The sequence below is a fragment of the Gammaproteobacteria bacterium genome, from assembly GCA_029882975.1.
In the GTDB taxonomy this organism is placed as follows: domain Bacteria; phylum Pseudomonadota; class Gammaproteobacteria; order SZUA-152; family SZUA-152; genus JAJDNG01.
In genome coordinates this window covers 201,553-223,945 of sequence record JAOUJW010000003.1, presented here as the reverse complement: position 1 = coordinate 223,945, position 22,393 = coordinate 201,553, and the positions used below count along the sequence as shown (strand labels likewise).

15 protein-coding genes are annotated in these 22,393 nt (G+C 47.8%); 1 reads left to right on the top strand and 14 read right to left on the bottom strand.

Going from position 1 to position 22,393, the window contains the following annotated elements:
- Positions 1-72: 72 nt before the first annotated feature.
- Positions 73-2,670: a hypothetical protein gene (locus OEY58_03960; protein ID MDH5324597.1), complete on the bottom strand. Its 2,598-nt coding sequence runs from the start codon at positions 2,668-2,670 to the stop codon at positions 73-75.
- Positions 2,671-3,083: 413 nt separating this feature from the next.
- Between OEY58_03960 and OEY58_03955 the strand changes: the two genes are divergently transcribed.
- Positions 3,084-4,349: a hypothetical protein gene (locus OEY58_03955; protein ID MDH5324596.1), complete on the top strand. Its 1,266-nt coding sequence runs from the start codon at positions 3,084-3,086 to the stop codon at positions 4,347-4,349.
- Between the two features lie 28 nt (positions 4,350-4,377).
- Here OEY58_03955 and OEY58_03950 read toward each other — a convergent pair whose 3' ends face one another.
- From OEY58_03950 to OEY58_03890, 13 genes are all read right to left on the bottom strand, one after another.
- Positions 4,378-6,555, bottom strand: a complete 2,178-nt coding sequence (locus OEY58_03950) for a lactonase family protein (GenBank protein MDH5324595.1) — start codon at positions 6,553-6,555, stop codon at positions 4,378-4,380.
- A gap of 33 nt (positions 6,556-6,588) precedes the next feature.
- Positions 6,589-9,246 carry a hypothetical protein gene (locus tag OEY58_03945; GenBank protein ID MDH5324594.1) on the bottom strand — a complete coding sequence of 886 codons (2,658 nt, stop codon included), beginning with the start codon at positions 9,244-9,246 and terminating at the stop codon, positions 6,589-6,591.
- A gap of 150 nt (positions 9,247-9,396) precedes the next feature.
- The gene (locus OEY58_03940; GenBank protein ID MDH5324593.1) at positions 9,397-10,566 is read right to left on the bottom strand and encodes a 6-bladed beta-propeller; all 1,170 of its coding nucleotides are present in this window, start codon (positions 10,564-10,566) and stop codon (positions 9,397-9,399) included.
- Positions 10,567-11,637, bottom strand: coding sequence for a hypothetical protein (locus OEY58_03935; protein MDH5324592.1), 1,071 nt, complete (start codon positions 11,635-11,637; stop codon positions 10,567-10,569).
- Positions 11,598-12,107 carry a hypothetical protein gene (locus tag OEY58_03930; GenBank protein ID MDH5324591.1) on the bottom strand — a complete coding sequence of 170 codons (510 nt, stop codon included), beginning with the start codon at positions 12,105-12,107 and terminating at the stop codon, positions 11,598-11,600. The genes OEY58_03935 and OEY58_03930 overlap by 40 nt, the downstream gene beginning before the upstream one ends.
- An 89-nt stretch (positions 12,108-12,196) precedes the next feature.
- On the bottom strand, positions 12,197-13,837 hold the full coding sequence (locus tag OEY58_03925; protein ID MDH5324590.1) for a hypothetical protein: 1,641 nt from the start codon (positions 13,835-13,837) through the stop codon (positions 12,197-12,199).
- A 191-nt stretch (positions 13,838-14,028) separates the two neighbouring features.
- Positions 14,029-14,670, bottom strand: coding sequence for a cytochrome c, class I (locus OEY58_03920; protein ID MDH5324589.1), 642 nt, complete (start codon positions 14,668-14,670; stop codon positions 14,029-14,031).
- Between the two features lie 24 nt (positions 14,671-14,694).
- Positions 14,695-15,108, bottom strand: coding sequence for a hypothetical protein (locus tag OEY58_03915; protein ID MDH5324588.1), 414 nt, complete (start codon positions 15,106-15,108; stop codon positions 14,695-14,697).
- A 168-nt stretch (positions 15,109-15,276) separates the two neighbouring features.
- On the bottom strand, positions 15,277-17,067 hold the full coding sequence (locus OEY58_03910; GenBank protein ID MDH5324587.1) for a hypothetical protein: 1,791 nt from the start codon (positions 17,065-17,067) through the stop codon (positions 15,277-15,279).
- A gap of 129 nt (positions 17,068-17,196) precedes the next feature.
- On the bottom strand, positions 17,197-18,288 hold the full coding sequence (locus OEY58_03905) for a peptidylprolyl isomerase (GenBank protein MDH5324586.1): 1,092 nt from the start codon (positions 18,286-18,288) through the stop codon (positions 17,197-17,199).
- Positions 18,289-18,416: 128 nt separating this feature from the next.
- The gene (locus OEY58_03900) at positions 18,417-19,448 is read right to left on the bottom strand and encodes a cytochrome c3 family protein (protein MDH5324585.1); all 1,032 of its coding nucleotides are present in this window, start codon (positions 19,446-19,448) and stop codon (positions 18,417-18,419) included.
- Between the two features lie 403 nt (positions 19,449-19,851).
- Entirely contained in the window at positions 19,852-21,021 is a 1,170-nt protein-coding gene (locus tag OEY58_03895) for a 6-bladed beta-propeller (GenBank protein ID MDH5324584.1), read from the bottom strand.
- 233 nt (positions 21,022-21,254) lie between these two features.
- Positions 21,255-22,235, bottom strand: coding sequence for a porin (locus OEY58_03890; GenBank protein MDH5324583.1), 981 nt, complete (start codon positions 22,233-22,235; stop codon positions 21,255-21,257).
- Positions 22,236-22,393: the final 158 nt, after the last annotated feature.

The following is a 22,393-nucleotide window of genomic DNA, read 5'->3' as shown; positions in this document are numbered from 1 at the left end:
ACAGGAGAGTTCCTGACAGTTCCACTCTAAGCGCATTATTGTTATACACAGCGGCAAATCGCGCCGCCCGGGTTAGGGTACATTGTTACATGCTTCGCTTCCAAACGCCATCCAGTTCACTCCGGTCTGGCCGTTGCCCCCCGTGTTGGCTGACCCACAGCGCCCCGGATCCCATCCACCGCTTTGTGCAAAAGTGACGACTTTTAATACTGCTCGGTTGTAATAAGGTCCGTTGGTATACGCGGCAGTGGTATTGTTACGAACTTCTCCGCGATCTCCGTTGGTACTTTCCGGCCCCACATCATTCAGATTGACTAGAAAATTCTTGTTCTTCCAACCGTGAGGCACGGCTACATGACAGAAATTGCAACGGAAATTCTGTACTTGATTAGCATGGAAGATGTGCAAATTATTCATACCCCCCATTCCACCCATGCCACCACCACCGCACATATCAGAACACATTCCTGTCATACTAAAGCCACTGTCTTGAGGCGCGGCCGCAGGATTGGCATATTGGTCAAAATCGTGACACTTAAAACACAAGTGGTTTTGAGCACCGGGACTGCCTTGCAGTTCGCCCGTACCATTGAGTCGATCTCCGGACCAGGCCCCCTTAAGAATGAAGTCATTTTCCGATCCGTGCGGTCCCCAGGGACGACTATTTTCTGACCCATCCCCCGGCACCACCGTATCCACATTCGTATTACTACCATGACAGTCAGAACAATACATGGTTAAACTGCCAATGGCTGAATTAAATGGTGCCAACCAATTGTTGGCGTTCGCATTTCTTTTTGCCGCCGTGCGTCCGGTCGCACGCATGGTCGGGTGCCATGATCGATGGTTATTGGTGTTCCAATCCGGAGCATTGGCGCTAACAGGTGCCACCCCGGCACCTCCATCCAAGCCCAAACTGACCGGTTCATCCGCATGGCTCAATGGCGCATGAAATTCTGTCGCCTGATTAGTGTAAGCCATCATGCCGTTGGTATTGGGGGGCGTCGACACACCCAGGCTGGGAGGTGTATCGTAGCTATAGTTGGAATGACACTTCAAACATACTTGATATTCCCGCGTCACATACTCACTGGTCACCAAAGTGGAGGCATTGATGGGTGGATTACCCCGTTTTACACTGTTAACATCAAATATAGGATCGATATGAAAGCTATTACTGATATAGGTGGGTTCCACTCCCCATGTCCCTTTGAGCACTCCTGAGGCAATGTTACTGTGGGGCGCACTGTGATTATGTGTCCCAGCGGCTCTATCATCCTCGGCGCTCCCCGTAAAAGGGTCGGTATAAAACAAGCGAGTCTTGGTAACTCGATGAGGATTGTGGCAATCCGTGCATTCAGCATGGCGATTGTTTAGCGTTCCACCGGCAGATATTTTTCCCAATTTCGCTGCTGATTCCAGAAAATCTTTTCCAGCCTGCGGCAACACACTGGATCCAATATCGTGAACTTCCGTTCTGAAATTACCCTGTTCCTCGCTCGTTATTGGCATATGGCGAGGCAGAGAAAAATCGCTCTTAACATCCGGGACTTCGGTATTCAAACCTTGCGTAACCAAGGTATCCCCATCATTAGAATGACATGCATAGCAGGTCTGCTCCAAAGCCGGGGCCCCGCCCTGTTTCGGCCGCGACAGACTATCGGTTCCTTCCCGCAACAAACGCCTGGAACCTTGCACGGTATGTGTGTCATGGCAGGCCAAGCATGAGGATTGCCAGACTTGAGTTCCTAAACCGGTTGTAGGAAACTCACGCAATGCAGCTGCATTGCTGGTATAGACCTCATCGGCCACATCACTATTGGCATGCGCCGACCCGGCCCAACCTTCTTTTTGGTGACAGGACAAACATATAATATCATTGTCTTTATTGAAAACGGTGTCGGTACTGGGATGGACATTTTTCTGTAAGCGATTCAATCGCAGAAATTTGATACCGGGATCTTCATCATCCCGAATATGTGGATCATGGCAACTATTACACTGCACTAAACCGCCGGTGGTATTGGTCGCCACCGGTTGTAAATGGATGGCTTTTCTCGGCTGGTCTGCGGGCAAGGGATCTCGGGTGCGAACCACAATATCTGCTTGCTCCGATGGCACCCGCATTTCCCCATCCATCACCACCAAATTGTGATCGTACATCAGGGAAATCGGATGATCGTTAGTCAAATCCGTGCCCAAATTTCGGGTAAAACCACTATCGACACCAAACGTCCCGGGGGCCATTTCTCCACTGCCCCCCACACCCGCCATTTCAACCGTACTGGAAGCAGTGCCGTTTAGAACATCGACTGCACCGATAGCAAGCGTACCGTCATGACAGGACAAACATAATTTGGATATTCCATTGGGTTGTGAAACTGTTGCGTCCAATGAGCTGGTACCGCTGCCGTTAATCTGTGACCCGTAAACCTGGTAGGTAGCCCCGGACAGGCCGCGATTCCACAAGGGCACTTTGGCCTGCGGATTAGCAGCATGAGGCGTATGGCAAAACACACAAATCTGCGTTTCACTGACTGCCTCCACCGACCGTATAACCGGATTTCCATTTTCATCAAACAGCAAAGTGGGACTGTTAGTGGAAAAATTGTGCTTGGTGTTCTTAACGTCTGAGATTCGAGCAGCCCATCCGGGGGTAATTAACCCCACAACTGAGCCCACAAAAATTAATACTATAAAAAACTGTTTGTACAATTGATAATCCCCAAAAGCGCAATTTCCTATTGCGCAGCCTATTCGTCTTCATATCGGATAAATGGTGATTTACTTTATGGGCGAATGGCTGACAAAAACCGTCAGGTAAGAACAAATACAGACGACTGGAATGTTTTCCATAACCTGATTCCTTAAGTCGAACGGGTACAACAGAAGCAACACTTTACCTAAGTATGAGCCGGGACACTGTCGGCAATCACAGTAGCTGACCCCCTCCAATACTCTTATCTTTTTGTGGGATTGTTCAAGATGTCTATCAGTAAATTCCGCATATATGAGAACTGGTCCAACCTCACCCAGCCGAGGCAAAAGCTTCCCCTGAAAATGGAAACCCGTATAATCGGACCATGCATATTTCACCCCACATCTATTTTCTGTGCGCTCTGGCTACCACCTTAAGTATGACTTGGCTTTTTGCCAATACCTCCTGGGAACAGGCGTATTTTCTCATCCCGCTATTACTGCTCGCATTATTGAACAGCGTGGCCCTGCTATGGCAACAAAAGCTCGGCAAGAGCGTGTTCCGTTACAACCGCCAGTTTCGTTGGCGGACTGTATTGCGCCAGGCACTGGCCCGCTACCTGGTCTGGCTATCCATAATCGCATCGGCCAAATTGCTTTACACCCAACTTCCCTTTTACGGCACCTCAAGCTTCAGGGCGAACGAGATTTTCTTTGAGTATTTACTTATGGCCAGCCTGTATGGGGGCTTTCCTTACTTTGTCCTTACATTGATTTTTAAATCCTCCCGAGTAGAAGATTTCTATGATCCGGCGGTACGAATCATCCATATCGTAAAACAAATGGGATTGGCCTTGTTTGCCGATAAACCCTCTACCAGTGGCGCGCAACATACACCGGAGAATCCATTTAGAGTACTGAAAAACCCCACCAATAAAAAAGTCCTATTAAACATTCTCATGCGGGGCTATTTTATACCCATTATGATTGCTCAAGTCTTGGCCAATCTAGTCAGCTCCATCAATATCTACCAGTCTTTGCAGGCACAATGGCAGTTTCTAAGTTTTCTGGTGATGGTCAGCGCTGTACTTTGGACTACCGACATTGTCAATGCGGCGCTTAACTACGGACTGGAATCGCGCTGGCTGGAGAATCGCAGCCGCTCAGTAGATTTAACTGCCGGCGGCTGGTTAGTGTGTTTCGCCTGTTATGCGCCACTCAACGAAATCACCGGATCGTTTTTCCCCTTTGGCCCCCATGCAGCGACAGGGCTGGAGCAAGACCTGGTGTTTTCCGGAGTTGTAACGTTAACCGCGTTAAAAGTATTGGAGGTTGTGCTTTTAGGCTTTCAAATTTACTCCAATGTATCTCTGGGGCCCTCTATAGTCAATGTCACCTTTAAGAAATTGCAAAATAAAGGGCTCTATAGCCTAATCCGCCACCCGGGCACAACATTCAAACTGTTGCTGTGGTTTTCCCAGGGCGCTTTCTACAAACAATTTTGGACTTTAAAATTTGTCTATGGCTACAGTATGTGGGCAACCCTGTATATATTAAGAGCCTTTACGGAAGAGCGTCATTTACAGAAATTTCCCGAGTACCGGCAGTATATGCAACAGGTGAAGAAACGTTTTATACCGGGGCTTTTTTGAACAGGAGACTTTGGTGACACAGGAAGGATTATTGAGTTGCCGCTATCCTTTGATGCAAAACAAAATCAGCAACAATTCCAGGCAAAGTCACGTCCTTAAGCTTAAGCAGTTTACCAGTGTCATTGATTGAAAAAACACTCATAACTGCAGAGTTTTCGTAAACCACATAAGCATACCGCCCCCCATCATCCAAGCGTATTTTGATGGGCGTTTTCCCAGTCTTAACTCGCTTACGCTCGGTTATTATTCCATTGGTTGGGTCCATATCAAACACCGATACGGTGGATTCTTTGCGGTTTACCACATATAAGAAACGGTTGCCGGGATGCATAGCCAAACTAATAGGTCCTTTGCCGGCAGAATATCCTGGAAGACGAATTTGAGTCAGTTTACCGTTATGTTGATGTACCCAGTACGGCGACAGAGAATCGTCACCGTAGTTGGCCACGTAAGCGAACTTACCGCCTACATCAAACACTATATCTTTAGGTTCGGCCCCGGTCTTAAAAATAAACTCTGAGCGAATTAAATTCCGAATCAAGGGAGTGGGAGCATCTCCTTCGCCAAACATAAATGCTGAAATAGTATTGTTTTTAGTATTTACCGAATACATAATTTTCTCATCCGACCCCATACGCAGTGCGGCGGGCCCCGGATCGGATACAAAGGGTGACTCAGGCCAGGATTGCAAACGGTTTTTATCCGCATCGTACTCAAATACAGACATATGACCTTGACTGGTATTGGCCACATACACAAATCGCCCTGTGACACCCGTTGTCACGGCCTCTGCTTCCCACTGCAGAGCCAACGTGGAATTACTCAATGGGCGTAAATCATGTTTTTGCACATCATAACGAAATACAAGTAACTGATTGGGGTTTTGAGTCAACACATAGACTAGGGCATGCTCACGATCATAACTGAGTGCCACGGGCTTACCTTTGACCACTTGCTCTGACCGAGTACCGGTCTGAGGTACGCCCTGTTGCAAACGATAGGCTTGAATTTTATTAAACCGTTTATCCAACACAAACAACGCATCCGACTGAATTCGGACTGGTGTATTTCCCGTGAGAAACGCCAGTTTTCTCGGGTTGTTGCGGGTAGTGTAAGCGTCCTTAAACCGAAGACGGCCATTGGACATGTCCCTTTCAAACACTGAAATATTGTGACTCACATAATTTGTCACGTATAAAAGACGCTGCGACGGATCTATCCACAAATCTACCGGCGCTTGACCTTTTGCGGTGACTTCGGCTCCGGCAACGCGCTGTAAAGCACCGTTGGCCTCCCTTTTGTACAGTATAATCTTATCCGATGCCCAGTGTGCACTATAGACATAGCGTCCACTTTTATCGACTATCACACTGTAGGGATGAGCCTCGGTAATAAAAGGACTGCCCGGCACCACTGTCAATTTGCCGGTATGCGTATCTACTAAAAACGCAGAAATACTTGCAGATACCCAATTGGCCACATAGAGCACTTTACCTTCTGCGTCCAGCGCTAAGTTATACGGAGCAGATTTGGTGTATTCCGGCTGTTCATAGAAATCCATTTTTATACTCATAGGCGCAACACCTACGGAGCTTTTCTGAACTAGAGTCAGTTCGCCGGATTTTTCGTCAATGGAAAATACCGATACGGTGTCGTCAAAAACACCCAACGTAAAAAGAAATCGTCCGGACGGGTGAATCAACAACTGGCGTGGCCGCCCCGGCGTTTTAAAGGGACTGCCGGATATGCTGGTTAATCTCCCGGTAACCGCATCGAAGCGATAGGCCGAAATGGTGTTGGATATTCGACCCGCCACGTATAAAAACTCCCCGGCAGGGGTAAAATCCGAATCAAAAATGGATAAACTTTTATCATCAACCGGCGCTCCGTGTTTTGCGATTTCTCCGGTTTTTGAATCAATGGAATAGACCTGAATTCGATTTCGTATTTGCGAAGTGGTAACTAGAAATTTTCCTCCCGGATGTATTGCCACCGAGGAGGGAAACTTACCGCCATGCATATGACTATTATAAACAGGAATGCCGTACTCATTAATTCGGTAGGCAGTAATACTGTTATCTACAGAGTTGACACTATAGGCAAAACGGGCCTGGGGTTCAGCCAGGACCGAAGTACAAATACAACAAAGAATAAAAACCAGGCCGGGAAAACGCCGGGCCTGGTTTGCCACCAATACTGCTTTCAAACCTGCAACCTTAAAATATACAAACAAGCTCGCTTATGGTGCGTTTGCGCAGGTAGCCGCCATCCAGCCTACACCAAAGGCACCGGAAGCTGAGCCACAATCGACAGGGTTCCAGCCACCACTCACTGCAAAATTCCGTATTTTCAACACGGCTCCATTATAATAGGGACCATTCACATAACGGGCTCTACCGGCCGGCCAGGCGATTTCACCCCGGTCACCATTACTGCTTTCCGCACCTACATCATTAAGATTGACCAGGAAGTTTTTGTTTTTCCAGCCGTGTGGGATAGCCACGTGACACAGATTGCAGCGGAAATTGGTCACCACATTATTGTGAAATACATGCAGGTTATTGAACGCCATGCCACCCATACCGCCGCCACCCATCATACACATCATACCGCCACCGGCTCCACCACCCATACCACCGCCCATGCACATACCGCCCATACCGCCACCTAGACGAAAGCCACTGTTGGCTACACCACCGGTACCACCATTTCCCGTACCGTACTGATCGTAATTATGGCACTTAAAACATAAGTGGTTGGGTGTGCCGGCTCCCGTACCCCCGGTGGTCGCTCCAGACCACGGGCCTTTGAGCAGGAAGTTATCGTTGGAACCGTGTGGACCCCAGGCAAAGCCGTTTTCACCGCCGTTTGGTACCGCGGTTCCACCTGCTGTGCTGGAACCATGACAGTCAGTGCAATACATGGTTTGAGTACCGATAAACTGGAACGGTTGCAACCACAACTGTGCCGGCGTCACACCGCGAACACCGCCATCCCGGCCCGTGGGTCGCATCACCGGATGCCAGGAACGGTGGTTTGCACCTGCACCGGTCGCACCACCACCGGCAGCAGCGCCTTCACCCATATGTGAAGCCGGGGAATTGTACTCCCTCGCAATATTTGTATAAGAACCAATATTGTTGACACTGGCCGGTGTTAAATTGGGGTTATAGCCCATTGGCGGGGGTGTCGTCCCGAAAGAATAATTGGAATGACACTTAAAGCAAATTTGATATTCCCGAGTAACATAATCCACAGCATCCGGGGAGTCTGTTGCCCGCACCACTGTATTAGCCGGATTGCCCCGCTTAACATTGAAACTGGATGGATCATCATAAAACGACTGTGACGTATACACCGGTTCCACACCCCATATACCGCGTAATACACCGGAGGCCAGATTGGTATGAGGCTGCGTATGACTATGGGTTCCCGCAGCCGCTGGACCGGTGGCAACTGGATCTTCGTAAAACAATCGGTTTTTGGTGACTCGGTGCGGGTTGTGACAATCGGTACATTCCACATGACGATTACCATTGCCCATCAAGGCAGCAGATTCAATAAAATCCTTACCTAAACCATTGGGCCCGTCACCAACGCGAGCGGCATCGGCATTGGCTGAACCGATATCGTGCACCTCAAAACTGCGTTGTTGTGCCGCCGTAGTGATCGGCATGCGCCGCGCCATGGTGGTAAAATCTGTTTTTATGTCCGGCACCTCAAATGTGCTGGCGTTTAGTCCTCGATCTTGCCCTTGTAGCGTAAAACCGTCGCGCGAGTGGCAGGCATAACATGTCTCTTCAATGGCCGGTTGACCACCGCCTTGTTTAATCCGGTAATTTCCCGCTAAAGTTAACGTGTTACCGTCAACCCCTTCGCGCAACAAACGTCGTGAACCTTCCACAGTATGAGTATCGTGGCAGGCCAAGCAGGCGGATTGCCAAACTTGAGTACCGGCAGGGAATTCACGGGCCTGGGCAGCACCTGCGGTGTAAACCTCGTTGGCCACCCGTTCATCAGCATGAGCCGAACCGGCCCAGCCGGTTTTTTCGTGACAAGCGAGACAAATAATATCGTTTTGCGGAGAAAACACTTGGACCGTACTGGGACCTTGCCCTACTTGTAAACGATTCAACCGCAGGAATTTAATATTTTCCTGAGGATCGGTACTGCGAATATGAGGATCGTGACAACTGTTACATTGGACCAATCCGCCATTGACCACGCTGGGGCTACCTTCCAGATGCACTTGCTCTGTCACGGGTCGCCCGGGATCAACCGTGCGTACGAAAATATGGTTTTGGTTGGGATTGCGCATTTCCGCATCCACAGTGACCAAGGTCTGGTCGTAAGTGACGGAGATGGGATGATCGTTGGTCAGATTTGTACCAAGATAACGCGTAAAACCGGTGGTGGTACCATCACCCGGAGCCATGTTTCCACCAGGCCCCGTACCCACCATCTGGATAGGTCCGTTTCGATCGGACCCGTTTAAAACGTTAACGCCACCGATAGCCATGGTTCCATCATGACAGGACAAACACAGTTTGGAGACGCCACTGGGTTGGGTAATGTTTGCATCAAAGGAACTGGTAGAGGCACCGCCGATGGTGGAACCGTAAACTTGATAAGTCGCCGTGGTTAAATTTCGATTCCACAATGGAGCAACTTCGGTATTGGCCGCATGCGGTGTATGACAAAAGACACAGATTTGATTTTCCGCCTGCGCTTTAACCACACGTTGCTGACCGGTGGGTAAAGTATCGGGCCCACCGGTGGAAAAATTGTGTTTTGTATTGGAGATATCCGCGATGCGCCCCGCCCATGCATTGGATACACATAACATCGTGCCCAACACCAAAACCATGCACTGCCCTACCACACGCACGATATTCATAACGACCCCGTCTATTCTCATAATCCCGGCATAGATGCCCCTGATCCCGTTCCTATACTCATTATCATCCGTGGCATGAGTTTAACTGTACTGTCTACCTGCGCTCATCAGAGTGACAGTTTATTCTATCTTTACACGGTTAAGCGTTGCTTAATTCTTCATGCCGCTAAATTCCGAACTGTATTGCGAAGCTATATACTGCAAAACCACAATACGTCCATTGAACATATCAGCTATATAGATGCGATCTTTGGAATCGGTCCAGACTCCGGATGGCAGATAAAACTTCCCCGCCTCCGAACCAGTGCCCCCGATAGGTAAAAGAAAATCGCCCTTAGCATTATATACTAGCAAATAATCGGCATATGACTCAATGACATATATATTTCCTTGCGAATCAGTAGCCACACCTTTTGGGCGGATAAGATTACCGATATATAAGCCTCTTTGACCAATTTGATGACTCACATCGCCATTTCTGCTCAACACTTGAACACGAGTATTAAAAGTATCAGTGACATAGAGCTTGCCGCGAGAAAACGCCAAATGCGTTGGGGAATTGAATTCGCCTGGAGCGCTGCCTTTTTGACCAATGTTATCAACTAATTCGCCGTTGACATTAAAAACTTTGATATCGTGAGCATGAGTATCGGCAACGTAGAGCTGATGCAAAATGGTATCGTAAACAAGACCGGTAGGTCTTTGCAAAATTCCTTTGCCGAAATTGCGAATTGGATTACCCTCTTTATCCAATTCTACGATAAACCCCCAGTCCGCATCCGCCACATAAATTTTCCCTTGTGAGGATATAGCAATTCCCACTGGCGTTTTAAAATCTTCCTGGGCTCCTGCTTGCGTCCATTCGGCAAATTCACCTTTTTGGGTATCAAACATAAGCACAGAATGGCGCCCCACATCGGTAACGTACATACGGCCATCATCGTCCATCACTCCCGATTGTGGCCGACGCAACAACATTGGACTGTTTCCCCCGGTATCCAAACCAACCAACCATTGGAAGAAACTACCTAAGCGCTCTAAAAATGTCTTGGATGACTCTATGGGTTTAAAGTTTGTTTCCCCTGAAAGCTCACCGATATATTTAAATCGCTCCTGCTCAGGCGGTGAAGGCCAGACCAAAGGGGCTTGCTGGGTTATTTTTTCGTTGCCTTCAGCGTCTGTTTTAACTTCTTGCAGCTGTTTTGCTTCATGATATTGGAACCGGTATTGGATTTCCGCACAACCGCTCAGCATCACTAAAACCAAAACACCGACTAGTCCTCTGCGCCCAGCTATTGTAAAAACGTGATCTAAAGCCATTTACAACCCCAATGGAATGAAATTACCGGAATATTCCGGATTGATTTGCATCACCTGCACTCGTTTATTCATGCTGTCGGCCACATATAGAAACCGGTCCTTTAACCACATTCCCGTTATTAAGCGAAATCGGCCGGGTGCTGCACCCCCCCCCCCGACCTCAGCGATAAGCTCCTTGTTGTCATAAACGCGTATGGTATTATCCGACTTATCACTGACGTACACTCGTTTCCACTGATCCACGGCTATCGCCGTTGGGTATATTTGTTTCTTCTCTCCGAAGGAAAATAAAAAATTACCCTCAAAGCCAAACACCTGAATGGGTAACTCCAGTCTATCCACAACATAGAGTCCGTCGACTCCCGCTGTCATATCCGTAATGGCACGGAAGCGACCCGGCCCTGTTCCCCGTTGACCCACCAATTTATACGCTCGACCGAAACGATCAAACACAATAATATGGCTGTAAGAGCCATCGGCCACATAGACATCCCCATTGCGCTCATTCACCCACACATCCATTGGGCGAGATAAGTTGGCGGGATCGTTCAATGTGTTTAATAATTGGCCTTCTTTATCAAAATGTAAGACCTGTTTACCGGTAGAGTCTACTATGTAAAAGGAATAGTCCTTAAGCACATAGATGTTCCCCAGGTCACCGGCAAAACGAACCCCGACCTGGCCAATGGCGGAAATATTATGAGTATCTAAATTGTAACGGAATACTACTTTAGCACCCGCATCCACTATATAGAGAAAATTATCACGCCCACCGACGGCTACCGGTTTAACAAATTTTACTTCATCGGCAGGACCCACCAACAGACGCGCCACAGTCCCCACGGCACCTTTGAACTCGTGTTTCCCGCCCTTGATGATGGAATGAGGCACCAAAGCTCCGGCACTGGGCACAATCCCGGTGGAAGATGTAGGTAAAGGATTAACTTCTTCTTTTTCGCGAGCGAATCGCTCCAATTCCTCCATAGTGCATGCTGATAGCAGCAGCACCCATGCAGCAAAGAGAGCGAAACTTATCTTAAACCGACACTTTTCCGCGCAACGCTGTGACATCGATTACACTCCAGTGGCGGAAAAGCAACTTTCCCATGACAAACTCCACAATATTCTCCCTCTATAATGGCAGCCATGGTTACAAAATTCCCCCCGCGTTGGGGTAGAAATATACCTGGGTGGCAATTCTTACAGGTTAGCCACTTTGTGTGCGGGAGATGTGGAAAACGCACGTAGGGCATGGATGCGGTATTTTTGAAAATGACATCGAAATCCACAGAATGCATTTTTTCTTTTCCGGTCAACCCGGTTCTAGGGTTGATAAAACCTTGATTCAGGGTTTCCACCCAATTGATGACACCGCGTGCATCACGGGGAAAATCCTTCATTGCCTCATAGGGAGGCTGCAGCGTGTTCACTGCGTCATTTTCCGGATCATGAATACCATCCTTATGAATTGGCACCACGTCTCCGTGCAGCTGGAAATGCCCGCTGCCCTCCTCGGCCGTGAGTGACGGCACAAAGATCATACAGAATAATCCCATAAGTCCAAGTCGTTTCACTCTTGTGATTCCTTTTAAATACTGTTTAAGCAACAACTTCTTAGTCTCCCTGATACTTATTGCATTACGCCAACCATGCGTAATGCCCGCCGAACTTCCTTAGTGGCATCCAGCAGCATGGCGATGGCTACCGGGAAATCACCGGATGCCGCCTTTTTCACTGCAGCCTCTCTCATATCACGGCCTTTTTTCAAATACATTTGCATGAGTTTTTTCGCTCCCTCCGCCGGTTTTTTTGCTTCGATGGCAACCGGTATCAGCTCTTCGTAACCTCCAAAGCGTTTCAACTCATATTCATATTCTTCTTGTGGTGTTTCAAAATTCAAGTCATAAACAATTGTTGTGGAATGTAACATGCCTTGCAGTGCTTTAGTGATGAGGTTTTGAGCCTCATGCAGACTGTGATTGGCGGATTCGTAGTCATTTTGTTTCGCCGCGTCTTCGGCTTTTTTCTTTAAAGCGGCAACTTTGTCCTTGTCGTAATTAACAGGTTTGGATTTACCGGCTTTCTTGACTCGTTTCACATTGTCCGCATGGGATTTTTCATAATCTGCAATGGATGCTGTAAGCTCCTTATATTCGGCTTTTACCTGCGGGTTATCTTTAGCAACCGCGCTGGCAGACTTTTTATTTTTCAAAATAACCAAAGCCTTTTCTGCTGCTGCAAACGCCTGTTGGTGATTCCCGGCTTTTGAGTCCTGCTTTGCACCGGCGACCAGTTCCTCTGCAGTTTGGCGCTGGACAGCCGTCAGGGACTTAAACGACTGGGATTTCATTAACATTTGCGCAAACATTAACTTTTGATTCACCATGCCTGCGGTAACCTTAACCTCTGTTTCAGCGGCGCCAGAGGAACTCTTGCCTTTTTTTATGGCAACGGTTTCCCCCGGATTAACCACATGAATTCTTCCACCCATATAGGGGTGATTTCGACAGGAATAGTACAAGGCTTTGGGAGCCTTGTCGTCCAGTTTGACATTGATGATACCGTTGTAAATAAACGCGCCTTCCACACCATCGGCCCAAGGACTGGAACCCCAACCGATTTCTTTGGTGGAAAAATACACATCGTGCTTGGGGTCTGTGGCTACTTCAAAGCGATAAGCTTTGGATCGCTGCACTACCAGCTCTTTGCCCGGCTCACCATTAACGGAAAAGCCCAATTTATGCCCCTTACCAAAATGGGGATGCGATGAATTTTTTTCTGCAACCGTGATAACAAAATGATCCGGTCCGGTGGATTTTGGCGCGGTTACTTGTGCTTTAGATTGCGCCTCTATCATGGGTGTCTTTGCGGGCTCTTTTGCCGCTACGGGTGCTTCTTTTGCAGGCTCTTGGTTTTTCGCTGAAGGCTCTTGTTTCACCGCTGAAGGCTCTTGTTTCACCGCTGAAGGCTCTTGCTTCACCGCTGCAGGCTTTTCTACTTTTGCTGTTTCCACCGGTTTGGGAGCAGCTTTAGGTATTGGATCAACGGACACCTTGGGTTGAGCTACTTCAGCAGGTGGAACCAGTATTTCCACGGCTTGCTTTTCCGGTGGTGCCGGCACCGCTGCCGCAGCTTGAGTTTCCTCCTGCGATTTGGCCTCCTTGGCTACAGCTGGTTCTTCAACTCGTTTACTTTTCACGGAACATCCGGCAATGGCTAAACCTGCCACCATACCGCCCACGGCTACTCGCATCAGGACCAAATTTCTCATAAGTTAATACTCACTCTGTAACCTGGAACAATAAAATTCCTATTATCCTATAATTTCTACAATCCTATAGAAAGGGAATTGTGCTAAAGATTAAAATGAGACAGACAAAATAACAAGCGGCGAGTGCACTGATTGTTCACTCGCCGCTCAACTTCACAACATTAGTACATTATAATTATTCTCTTTACCCACTAGCGCCAAGGGTTTTTCAAGCTGGCTTCACTCTTGGGCGGTTTCCAATCTTTGGGTTTGTCTTTAGAGTGACATTTCCTGCAAGATTTTGTCGTAATCGGAAAAGACACTTTCCCGTGACAAACACCGCATTTTTGTCCCAGCAAAATCGCCGACATATTGATCACGTTGGCATTGCGTTGCGGAATAAAAATTTTCGGATGACAGTTGGAGCAATGCAACCAGAGCGTATGCTGTCGGTGCGGAAACACCACATCCGGCATAGATGCTTTTACTTCTCGTACAATGTCCAAATCCATAACCAAAGGCTCAACCGTTGGATCCGCCCGATCATAACGCGGATTCAATTTGCCATCATCCAGCGATTTAACCCAATCCACATAGTTACCAAAATCTGATGGAGGTAACCCATCATAGGCAATTAGGGGGGGTTGCAATACATGTGTACCATCGTTAGCAGGATCGTGGATCCCATCCTTCGGTGGTGGCGCATTGCGCATTTTTTCTTTCTTCAATAAACGGTTAAAAATGTTAGCGTCGCTAACTTTACTCTTAGATTTACTTGCCGCCAATACTGCCGTACTGGAGAAAACCAAAGAAAACAGCACCAGCGCGCCAAGCAAGATTTTTATCGTTTTCATAATACTATCCCTTATTCTGTTGGCTTACTGTGCGCGATCTTTATCACCCAAGGATTTGTACGTAGGTGCTACCAAACGTTGCACGGTACTTCCATGGATAGATGTCGGTGTACCAGGCACACCTGAATGACACATACCGCAGTTTTCAACAGACCAGGAAATTTCCCCATTGTGGCAAGCACCACAAAATTGGCCATCTATAATTTTTGCCATTGTTATTTTATTACCGCCGGCTTTGAATTTAAATCCAAGGTCTGCATGGCAAACTTTACATCGGAAACGAATACGGTGATACCAATGCGGAAATACAGCAGGTCGCATACCTGCAGCATCAGCATAGTTGTTAATCACCACATCAGCGTATTCAGCCTTGGCGGCATTGGGAAGTAAAAGCACAGCCATCATGCTTAACACCCCGATTATTGCGGACTTATACATAGAGCCCTCCTCCCTATTATCTAACAAATAACTAATTCTCCGCGACCCCATATAATACCTGTTGTATCACCTTGGGACAACGGATCTCTGGTATTTATGCTTATATTTATAAACCCATTCAACGATCTGTATTAATTTAGTATTTACTAATATTAGCGCCTCATGGACTTAGAAATTTCGAGTGGCGCGAAAACTCAAGGATCCACGCACATTATCACTACCTTGCTGCACAAAATCGATGGTTAAACTGGTGTCCAACAAGCCTATTGCGTAGGTAAAAAAGTTTTCCCAACGCAAAGTATCCCTTTGATCGCGCAAAGCATTAAAATTCCGCGAATAGGCGAAGGACGAGGTGTAATTGAGCGCATATACACCGAAAGCACGACTATGATGGTAATTAGCATTCATATTGGCGGAACGCGTGTAGGACTTTGCCGTGAGTTCAAACCCCGGGTTTGACGCATCTTCCTCCAGTTTTTTCTGGCGCCCCCATTGATAAGCGGCATTACCACTCAATGAGCTTAAGCGATTTATTCCTTGATTTCGAGCCAATTGGAATGACAAGAATTGTGACTCGGAATCCACCGTACCTTCACACTCAGTGCAAGAACGAGTATCGGTAAAACTGCCTCCCATAAAAGTGGAGCCGGTACGATCATTGGAGCTGACATTCAAACCCACACCGTGGCCAATAGTACCGCTACCCACAGCTGCATTGGTATAACCCAAACCGCCGCTTTGAGACAGGCTTAAACTCAATGAGGATGTACGCCCCAAAGCCCAGTTGCGCGATGCCGTATGACCGAGTGAAAAAGACAAAGAACTGGTGGTCTCATCCTCGGTTGCGTTCTGCTCCACTTGACTGGTAGAACTGCTGCTGGCCACGCCACCGGCCGCCCGCCAGTTGTAACGGAATCCCAAATAATCGTATTGATCGGAATTGTAGCCTGTGGACGCGCTGAAAGTGGCATTTGACGTGGTTATGCTGTCAGTCTCCGCAGCTGACATAGAACCGCTGGCACTGACATTTACTTTTCGGGTTAAGCGGTAGTTTGTACCCAAGCTCAAACTCATGGAATTGGATTCACTGTCACCCCGACCTTCCGCCCTGGCCGTTGATACTCGAGCACCACCCGAGAATGAATAGGGCTTGTGCTCAGGGCGCCATGAATACACACTGGATGCCTGCGCCACACTACTGCGGCTATTGGAAAACCGGGAACTCACCCGACTCTCGTTAAAGCTTACCGATGAGGTTACCCCCAATTGATTTCCCGGCACATAGTTGTGATGCATCCGTATAGTAAAGTTCTGGGGTTTTACATCGGAATCGGAATTTGAGTTTTCATTGTAAGACGCTCCACCTACCCATGATTGCTTGGATTTTCGATATCGAGCGTCATAATTAACCGCATTGCTGCTAGAGGTACTGGTGTCGGACTGAAAATTGGAATACGCCCAGGAAAAGTTAGTTAAAAAATTGTCGTATCCCTTATAAGTCTGCAACATCAGCACGCGGGTGGTGGTGTAATTGGCATTACCCAAAGTATTCAATGCTGAACGATTTTCCACTTCACTGTTGGAAAGACTCAATAACAAACTGAAAGGAAACCGGCTGCTGGGGAAAACATTCACGCCCAAATTACCGGCTACCGCGGTGGAACTGGCATTACTACTGGCGGATGTTTGCGCTCGCGCCACCCCAAAAGACAAGCCGCCCGTGGTAGTGATAAACCAGGGTTTCCAGATAAATCCGGTAAGATTCAGGTTGAGCGTAACAGAGGTGCTTTCTGCTTCACTACCCACTTCGGCACGCACATACCCATAGCCATAAGATAAGGCACCTGAAAATGACATGGGCACAAATCCCACGCTATGCGCCGTCCCCGGAGACACAATCACTAGCAGCATAACCGGCCACAGCAAGCGTCTGAGTATTTTACCAACTTTATTTTTCATGCACTTGTTATATCAAAACCACCACAACCGGTCTCGCCCCCAGAACCCCCACACTCCTGATGGCGCATAGTAACACCCAAAAGCGGATGTTCAAAACGGATCACGCCAAATACCATATTTTATGTATGCCTACTTTCCTTTTGACTGCCCCTGATCCAGTACGCTGTTTAATTCCAACCGTATCGCGTCACTGTATTCCACGGTTGCCGACTTGCGCAGGGAAGCGATCAGATTTTGCCAAGCCGCATCCCCCTTTTCTCTCTCAAGCAGATCCTTGGCACTTTGTTTGATTTTCTTAAATTCATTCAAACGCGCTTTTCTTACACCGTTTAAGCGAAAAATAGCCACGCCCTTCAACAACACCACCGGCTCTGACACTTGCCCCACTTCCATAATATTCAACACTTTTTGTGCAGGTTCCGACAACATGCCAATGTGTAAATACCCCATATTACCGCCGTTGGCAGCGGATTCGTCACCTGAATGAATCCTGGCCATTTCGTCAAAATTGGCGCCCTCACGGATTTTTTCCACCAGGGCCTGCCCTTCTTCAATAGCACTTTGCCAAATTTCCGAAGAAGAAGAAGGATCTACGGACAACAAAATCAAAGACACATCCCATTGCTCAGGCGCCGTAAATTTATCCTTATTACTGGAGTAATAAGCCTTTAATTCGTTTTCTGAAATGGCACTGACCTTCTTCACCTCTTCATACAACAATGCCGTCAAGGCATCCGCCTCCATACGCTGACGAATTACTGTCAATGTTTTCCCTCGATCCTTACCCCAGGCCTCACGTTCTTTTTCATCTTTGGACTTTTTGAATTTTTGATCAATCTCATCCAATCGGTGGCTGATATCTTTTTCGTCCGCCTTGAGACCGCGACGCTTCGCTTCCTTCACCAACAATATCTTGGTGACCAGTTTGTCGGCAACCTCGTTTTTAAAGTTCTCCACTTTATCCCGCGACACCTTGCCGTGATAAAACTTCTCCCGAACGCCCCGGCGAAAGGTATATAAAAATTCATCGATGGGTATTTTTTCCCCATCGATAACAGCGAAATAATCATTCTGCTTTTCCTGCTGGTCGCTTTGTGTTTTCCCGGCCTCAGCTGAACCTTCCTCTGCGGTGGCTTGAACACTAAGGGCGGACAGCAAACAAAAAACCAAGCCCGGAAATCCTAAAATTACTCTCGCCCTATGCAAAACTCGCTTACTCATTCATTCCATTCCTTACAACTTATATCGTTATCCTATGACAGAAAAATTCTGCAAGCAAAAAAAAGCTGGCAGCAAGATGAACCATCTCACTGCCAGCTTGTTTTACTGGAACTGCTCTGACTAAGCCTTTATTTGGCGTGACAAGTCAGACACAGACCACTGGCAGGGTCATTAACCGAGCCGGGGAACATAGCCGCTAAAGCCGTATTGGTGCTTGGGATACCGTTAGAGGTTCTCAAGAATGTGGGGTTATCCACATTATGCGGATCGTGACAAGAACCGCACTCGACAAAAGGCTGGAATTGTCCACCATGGTTTCTGGTGTACATAATAACGTCTTCGCGGTCACGGTCGTTGGGATTTAAGGAATCTGAACGCTCGATCCAAAACACGGTATTAATAGTGGGTGAAGGATTTGCTTTGGCATTCATCACCATGCTAACCGCAGAACCACTCTGATCATTAATGCTTCGTGCCGTACCAACCTGAGTAAAATCCGGGTCAATGGTAGTACCGGTTGCAACACCACCGGCCCCGGTAATACCGCCACCGCCGTATTGCATACTGACCGGATGGTCATTACTTAAGTCTGTACCCAGATTTTGTACGATACCGCTGGCCAGAGCTCCCGTCGCCGGATTGATGTCCGCACCGGTCATACTGGTGCTGCCACCGGCCCATGCCAAATATGCAGCACTCCCGAAAGGTGCTGTGCTCCAGTCCGTATAGTTACCGGACCCCGGCGCATTGATCAAGGCATCAATAGCTTGAGCACCATCGTGGCAAGACAAACAAGCGATGGTAGTGGAACCCACCTCGCCTTCCTCTGCATCGAATGTGGTACTGTTGTTGGCGCTATAACGAATATAGTTTGCAGGATCATTTAACTTTCTATTCCAAATCGGTACGGCGGCAGAGTTATCGCCACCGTGAGGCGTATGACAAAATACGCATATCTCACCGGTTTGGGTAGAATGGTTTGCTGGTGTACCCCCATTTGGAGTAGCGCCTTTAATATTGCCGGAGCCCAGATTATGCCATGAATCGGCAATACTGTTCATGGGCCCGGTCCCAGCCGGGGCAGCGAATGCGTTTGATGCAAATACTGCAGCACCAGCCAACGCCGCACTGACAACCGTTTTTCTGAATTTATGAGTCATTGGTGTAACCCCCTGTGCCTCTCTCGCTCTGTGAGTTTAATGTCATTCTGTGTGTGGGTACCACATCATCCCTGAACAACAAACGCTATACTTAAACAATCTTCATTCAATATCCTATAAATATCACACAAATTAAAGATTTGTCAAACCATCACCCCCCGGTTTCCAGTAAATTTAATGTAATTTAGCATTCTGGTTAGATTCTAAATTATCCTTAATTAACATAGTCTTATGTAATATAATGACTACAAAACGCTCGTATTTATTGCTTTTTTACCACTTCTTTCCAATTTTTCACTGAAGCGTCAATAATTTGAAGTCGAAATCGTCAAATAACCGTCTACTACTTAAGATAATCTTAATACTACGTAAGCTAATGCTTAACCATATTTCAGATCTTTGATTAGAAATCAAAATCTGACGACTCCGCCTCCGTACTGACGGTCGCCTCGGTGGCCTGTATTTGCGGCAGCGGTGGAATTTGCCAGACCTTATTCACTAGCACAGCGCGTTCCACTTCCGCCTCATCCAGCTTACGAAAAATATCCACTTTGGCTAAAATTTGATCCACCACGTAAACATGATTAGTCTCATCCACCGCAATACCGGCCGGGAGGGAAAAATGCCCTGGTTTATCCGCAAACTGCTCCCCGCCAATGGACATGAGCAACTGCCCTTCCGAATTGAACACCTGGAAATTGCGATAGGCCGCATCGGAGACATAAACATTGCCTTCAGCATCAATGGCAATTCCTCTGGGGCGCGCCATATTGCCAAAATTTCGCCCCACTTGACCAAAGGCGTACACATACTCGCCTTCGGCATTGAAGACTTGTACTCGGAAATTTCCTGCATCCAGCACATGTAACTGACCAGCGGGTGAAACCGCGGCTTGAATGGGCAAATTAAACTGCCCAAAACCGGAACCGCGCTCACCGATCACCCCCAGAGACTCGCCTTTATCATCGTAAATGAGAATACGATGGCGGTTTGAGCTGATGCCGCCCGCGTCCACCACATAAATGCGATTTCCCTCCTGATTTACCGCCACATCCACCGGCCGTTCAAAATCCTCTGGCGCGCCGATGCCGCGCACAAACAATCCCAGTGCATCGTAAACTTTTACTGAATTGTCGCCACTGTCCGCCACATAAACCCAACCTTTGGCATCCATCCCGACACCCAAAGGTTTTTTAACCAACCCCGGCCCCCGCTGACCGAAATGGTACATTTTACGCCGCGGGATATCCCACATCATGATGCTTTTCGCAATGGTATCTGTCACCACCAATCGGCCGCTGCGGGCAGCAAGATCATAAGGCTTGGCAAACGCCGGCGTATTACCCGGCCCCAATCCCGTCAGGGCATCTCTTACCCGGGAAATCGTGGCATAGGAGTCCAGATCCTGACCGGTGCGTAAGGTGCCCTCGAACACATAACGGGGCCGATCCGGCGGCCGGGGCCAGTACAATGCCTCATAACCCACTTGCCGCGAAGCACAGGCGTTTAAGGTTAAAATAAAAGGAAGGAAAAAAACGAAACTATTACAGCGACTCAAACTGAGGTATGACACAGACCAATCCCTATGGCTGAAAAACGAATACGCAAAGATTACGTGATCGGAGGATGCGGGTAAATATGCGGGCGGAATTTTTGTTGGCGTTATTGCACCCGGATTTCCATTAGATCATTAACGATTGTATAAAAAACGGGGCCCAAAGGCCCCGTCAGGATTAAAACCGTTATTATTATTAGACCACAGATATTATTATATCTGTTTCGTAATACAGCAGTTTACACAAAAACTTAGAAGTCTTTGCGCAGACCGATAGATACTACGCTTTCACGAGTTTCAGTATCGGCATCCGTGTTACGGTAGCCGCCGAAAACGCGTGTGGTTTTGGAGAAGGTGTGAATCGCACCAACCGCCATGTAGGAAGTACCACTGTTTGTGGCTGCATCATTGTCGTGAGCACCAATTTGAGCTACGAACAGATTTTTACCGAACTTACCTTGATAACCCACGAACAAAGTGGTGGGATCAGTGGTAGCACCACCGGTTTCAATAGAACCCATTTCGTATTGTGCGGAGATTTTGTGAGCACCACCGGCCATACGGAACTGTCCACCGATTTTAGTGGCAGAATAGGAATTACCAGCACCAGCAGAATCGCCGGAATCAGCAAGGGCTACCAAAGCTTCAAACGCAGGCGCGTTGAACACGGCAGCAGCAGTCATGGAACCGTCACCTTCTTCAGCACCGTAGGTTAAAGCTACTGCTACAGGACCGAACTTACCGCGGTAACCGATAGCGCTGGAATGGAAGGAGGCTTGACCACCCGCACTGAAGTTAGTTGCCTTGTGAACCATACCACCGTTGTTACGTGCTTCCAAAGAGCTGGCAACAAAGGGATCGTATTTCACGCCACCGGCGTATTTGTACGCTTGTTTCAGGTTACCCAATTCCACTTGACCGAAACTGCCTTTCAAGCCGACCATGGTTTCACGATCGCTCAAACTGACTGCCGCACCATCAGCAGTGTTGGTTTTGAATTCCAGCACAGCCATACCGGTGAGGCCGTCACCCAGATCTTCAGAGGCTTTGAAACCTAAACGACCGTGACCCACGTCCTGCAATTGCACTCCGTCAGTACCGGTAGCGGCGTTTTGGTAGCTAATGCTGCTCACTTCCACTTGAGCACGACCGTAAACGGTCACGTCACCGGCCATAGCAGCAGGTGCAATAACAGCTGAGCTAACAGCCAATGCGATTAAACTTCTTTTCATATTATTACTCTCCCCATTGTGTTAAATGTCAATTGACTTGGCATTTATAACAGGAATTTGTAAAAGTGCAACAGTTTTTGCGTAAGCCTGCCTAATATTTGTTGCATTTGTGGTAAAAATGAGACACAAATCACCTTATAGATTATTTTTTGACCACT

Excerpts from the sequence above, each read along its gene's own strand:
- OEY58_03955 (MDH5324596.1), top strand. The coding sequence starts at position 3,084 with ATGCATATTTCACCCCACATCTATTTTCTGTGCGCTCTGGCTACCACC.
- OEY58_03945 (MDH5324594.1), bottom strand. The coding sequence starts at position 9,246 with ATGAATATCGTGCGTGTGGTAGGGCAGTGCATGGTTTTGGTGTTGGGC.
- OEY58_03940 (MDH5324593.1), bottom strand. The coding sequence starts at position 10,566 with ATGGCTTTAGATCACGTTTTTACAATAGCTGGGCGCAGAGGACTAGTC.
- OEY58_03935 (MDH5324592.1), bottom strand. The coding sequence starts at position 11,637 with ATGTCACAGCGTTGCGCGGAAAAGTGTCGGTTTAAGATAAGTTTCGCT.
- OEY58_03930 (MDH5324591.1), bottom strand. The coding sequence starts at position 12,107 with ATGATCTTTGTGCCGTCACTCACGGCCGAGGAGGGCAGCGGGCATTTC.
- OEY58_03925 (MDH5324590.1), bottom strand. The coding sequence starts at position 13,837 with ATGAGAAATTTGGTCCTGATGCGAGTAGCCGTGGGCGGTATGGTGGCA.
- OEY58_03920 (MDH5324589.1), bottom strand. The coding sequence starts at position 14,670 with ATGAAAACGATAAAAATCTTGCTTGGCGCGCTGGTGCTGTTTTCTTTG.
- OEY58_03915 (MDH5324588.1), bottom strand. The coding sequence starts at position 15,108 with ATGTATAAGTCCGCAATAATCGGGGTGTTAAGCATGATGGCTGTGCTT.
- OEY58_03910 (MDH5324587.1), bottom strand. The coding sequence starts at position 17,067 with ATGAAAAATAAAGTTGGTAAAATACTCAGACGCTTGCTGTGGCCGGTT.
- OEY58_03905 (MDH5324586.1), bottom strand. The coding sequence starts at position 18,288 with ATGAGTAAGCGAGTTTTGCATAGGGCGAGAGTAATTTTAGGATTTCCG.
- OEY58_03900 (MDH5324585.1), bottom strand. The coding sequence starts at position 19,448 with ATGACTCATAAATTCAGAAAAACGGTTGTCAGTGCGGCGTTGGCTGGT.
- OEY58_03890 (MDH5324583.1), bottom strand. The coding sequence starts at position 22,235 with ATGAAAAGAAGTTTAATCGCATTGGCTGTTAGCTCAGCTGTTATTGCA.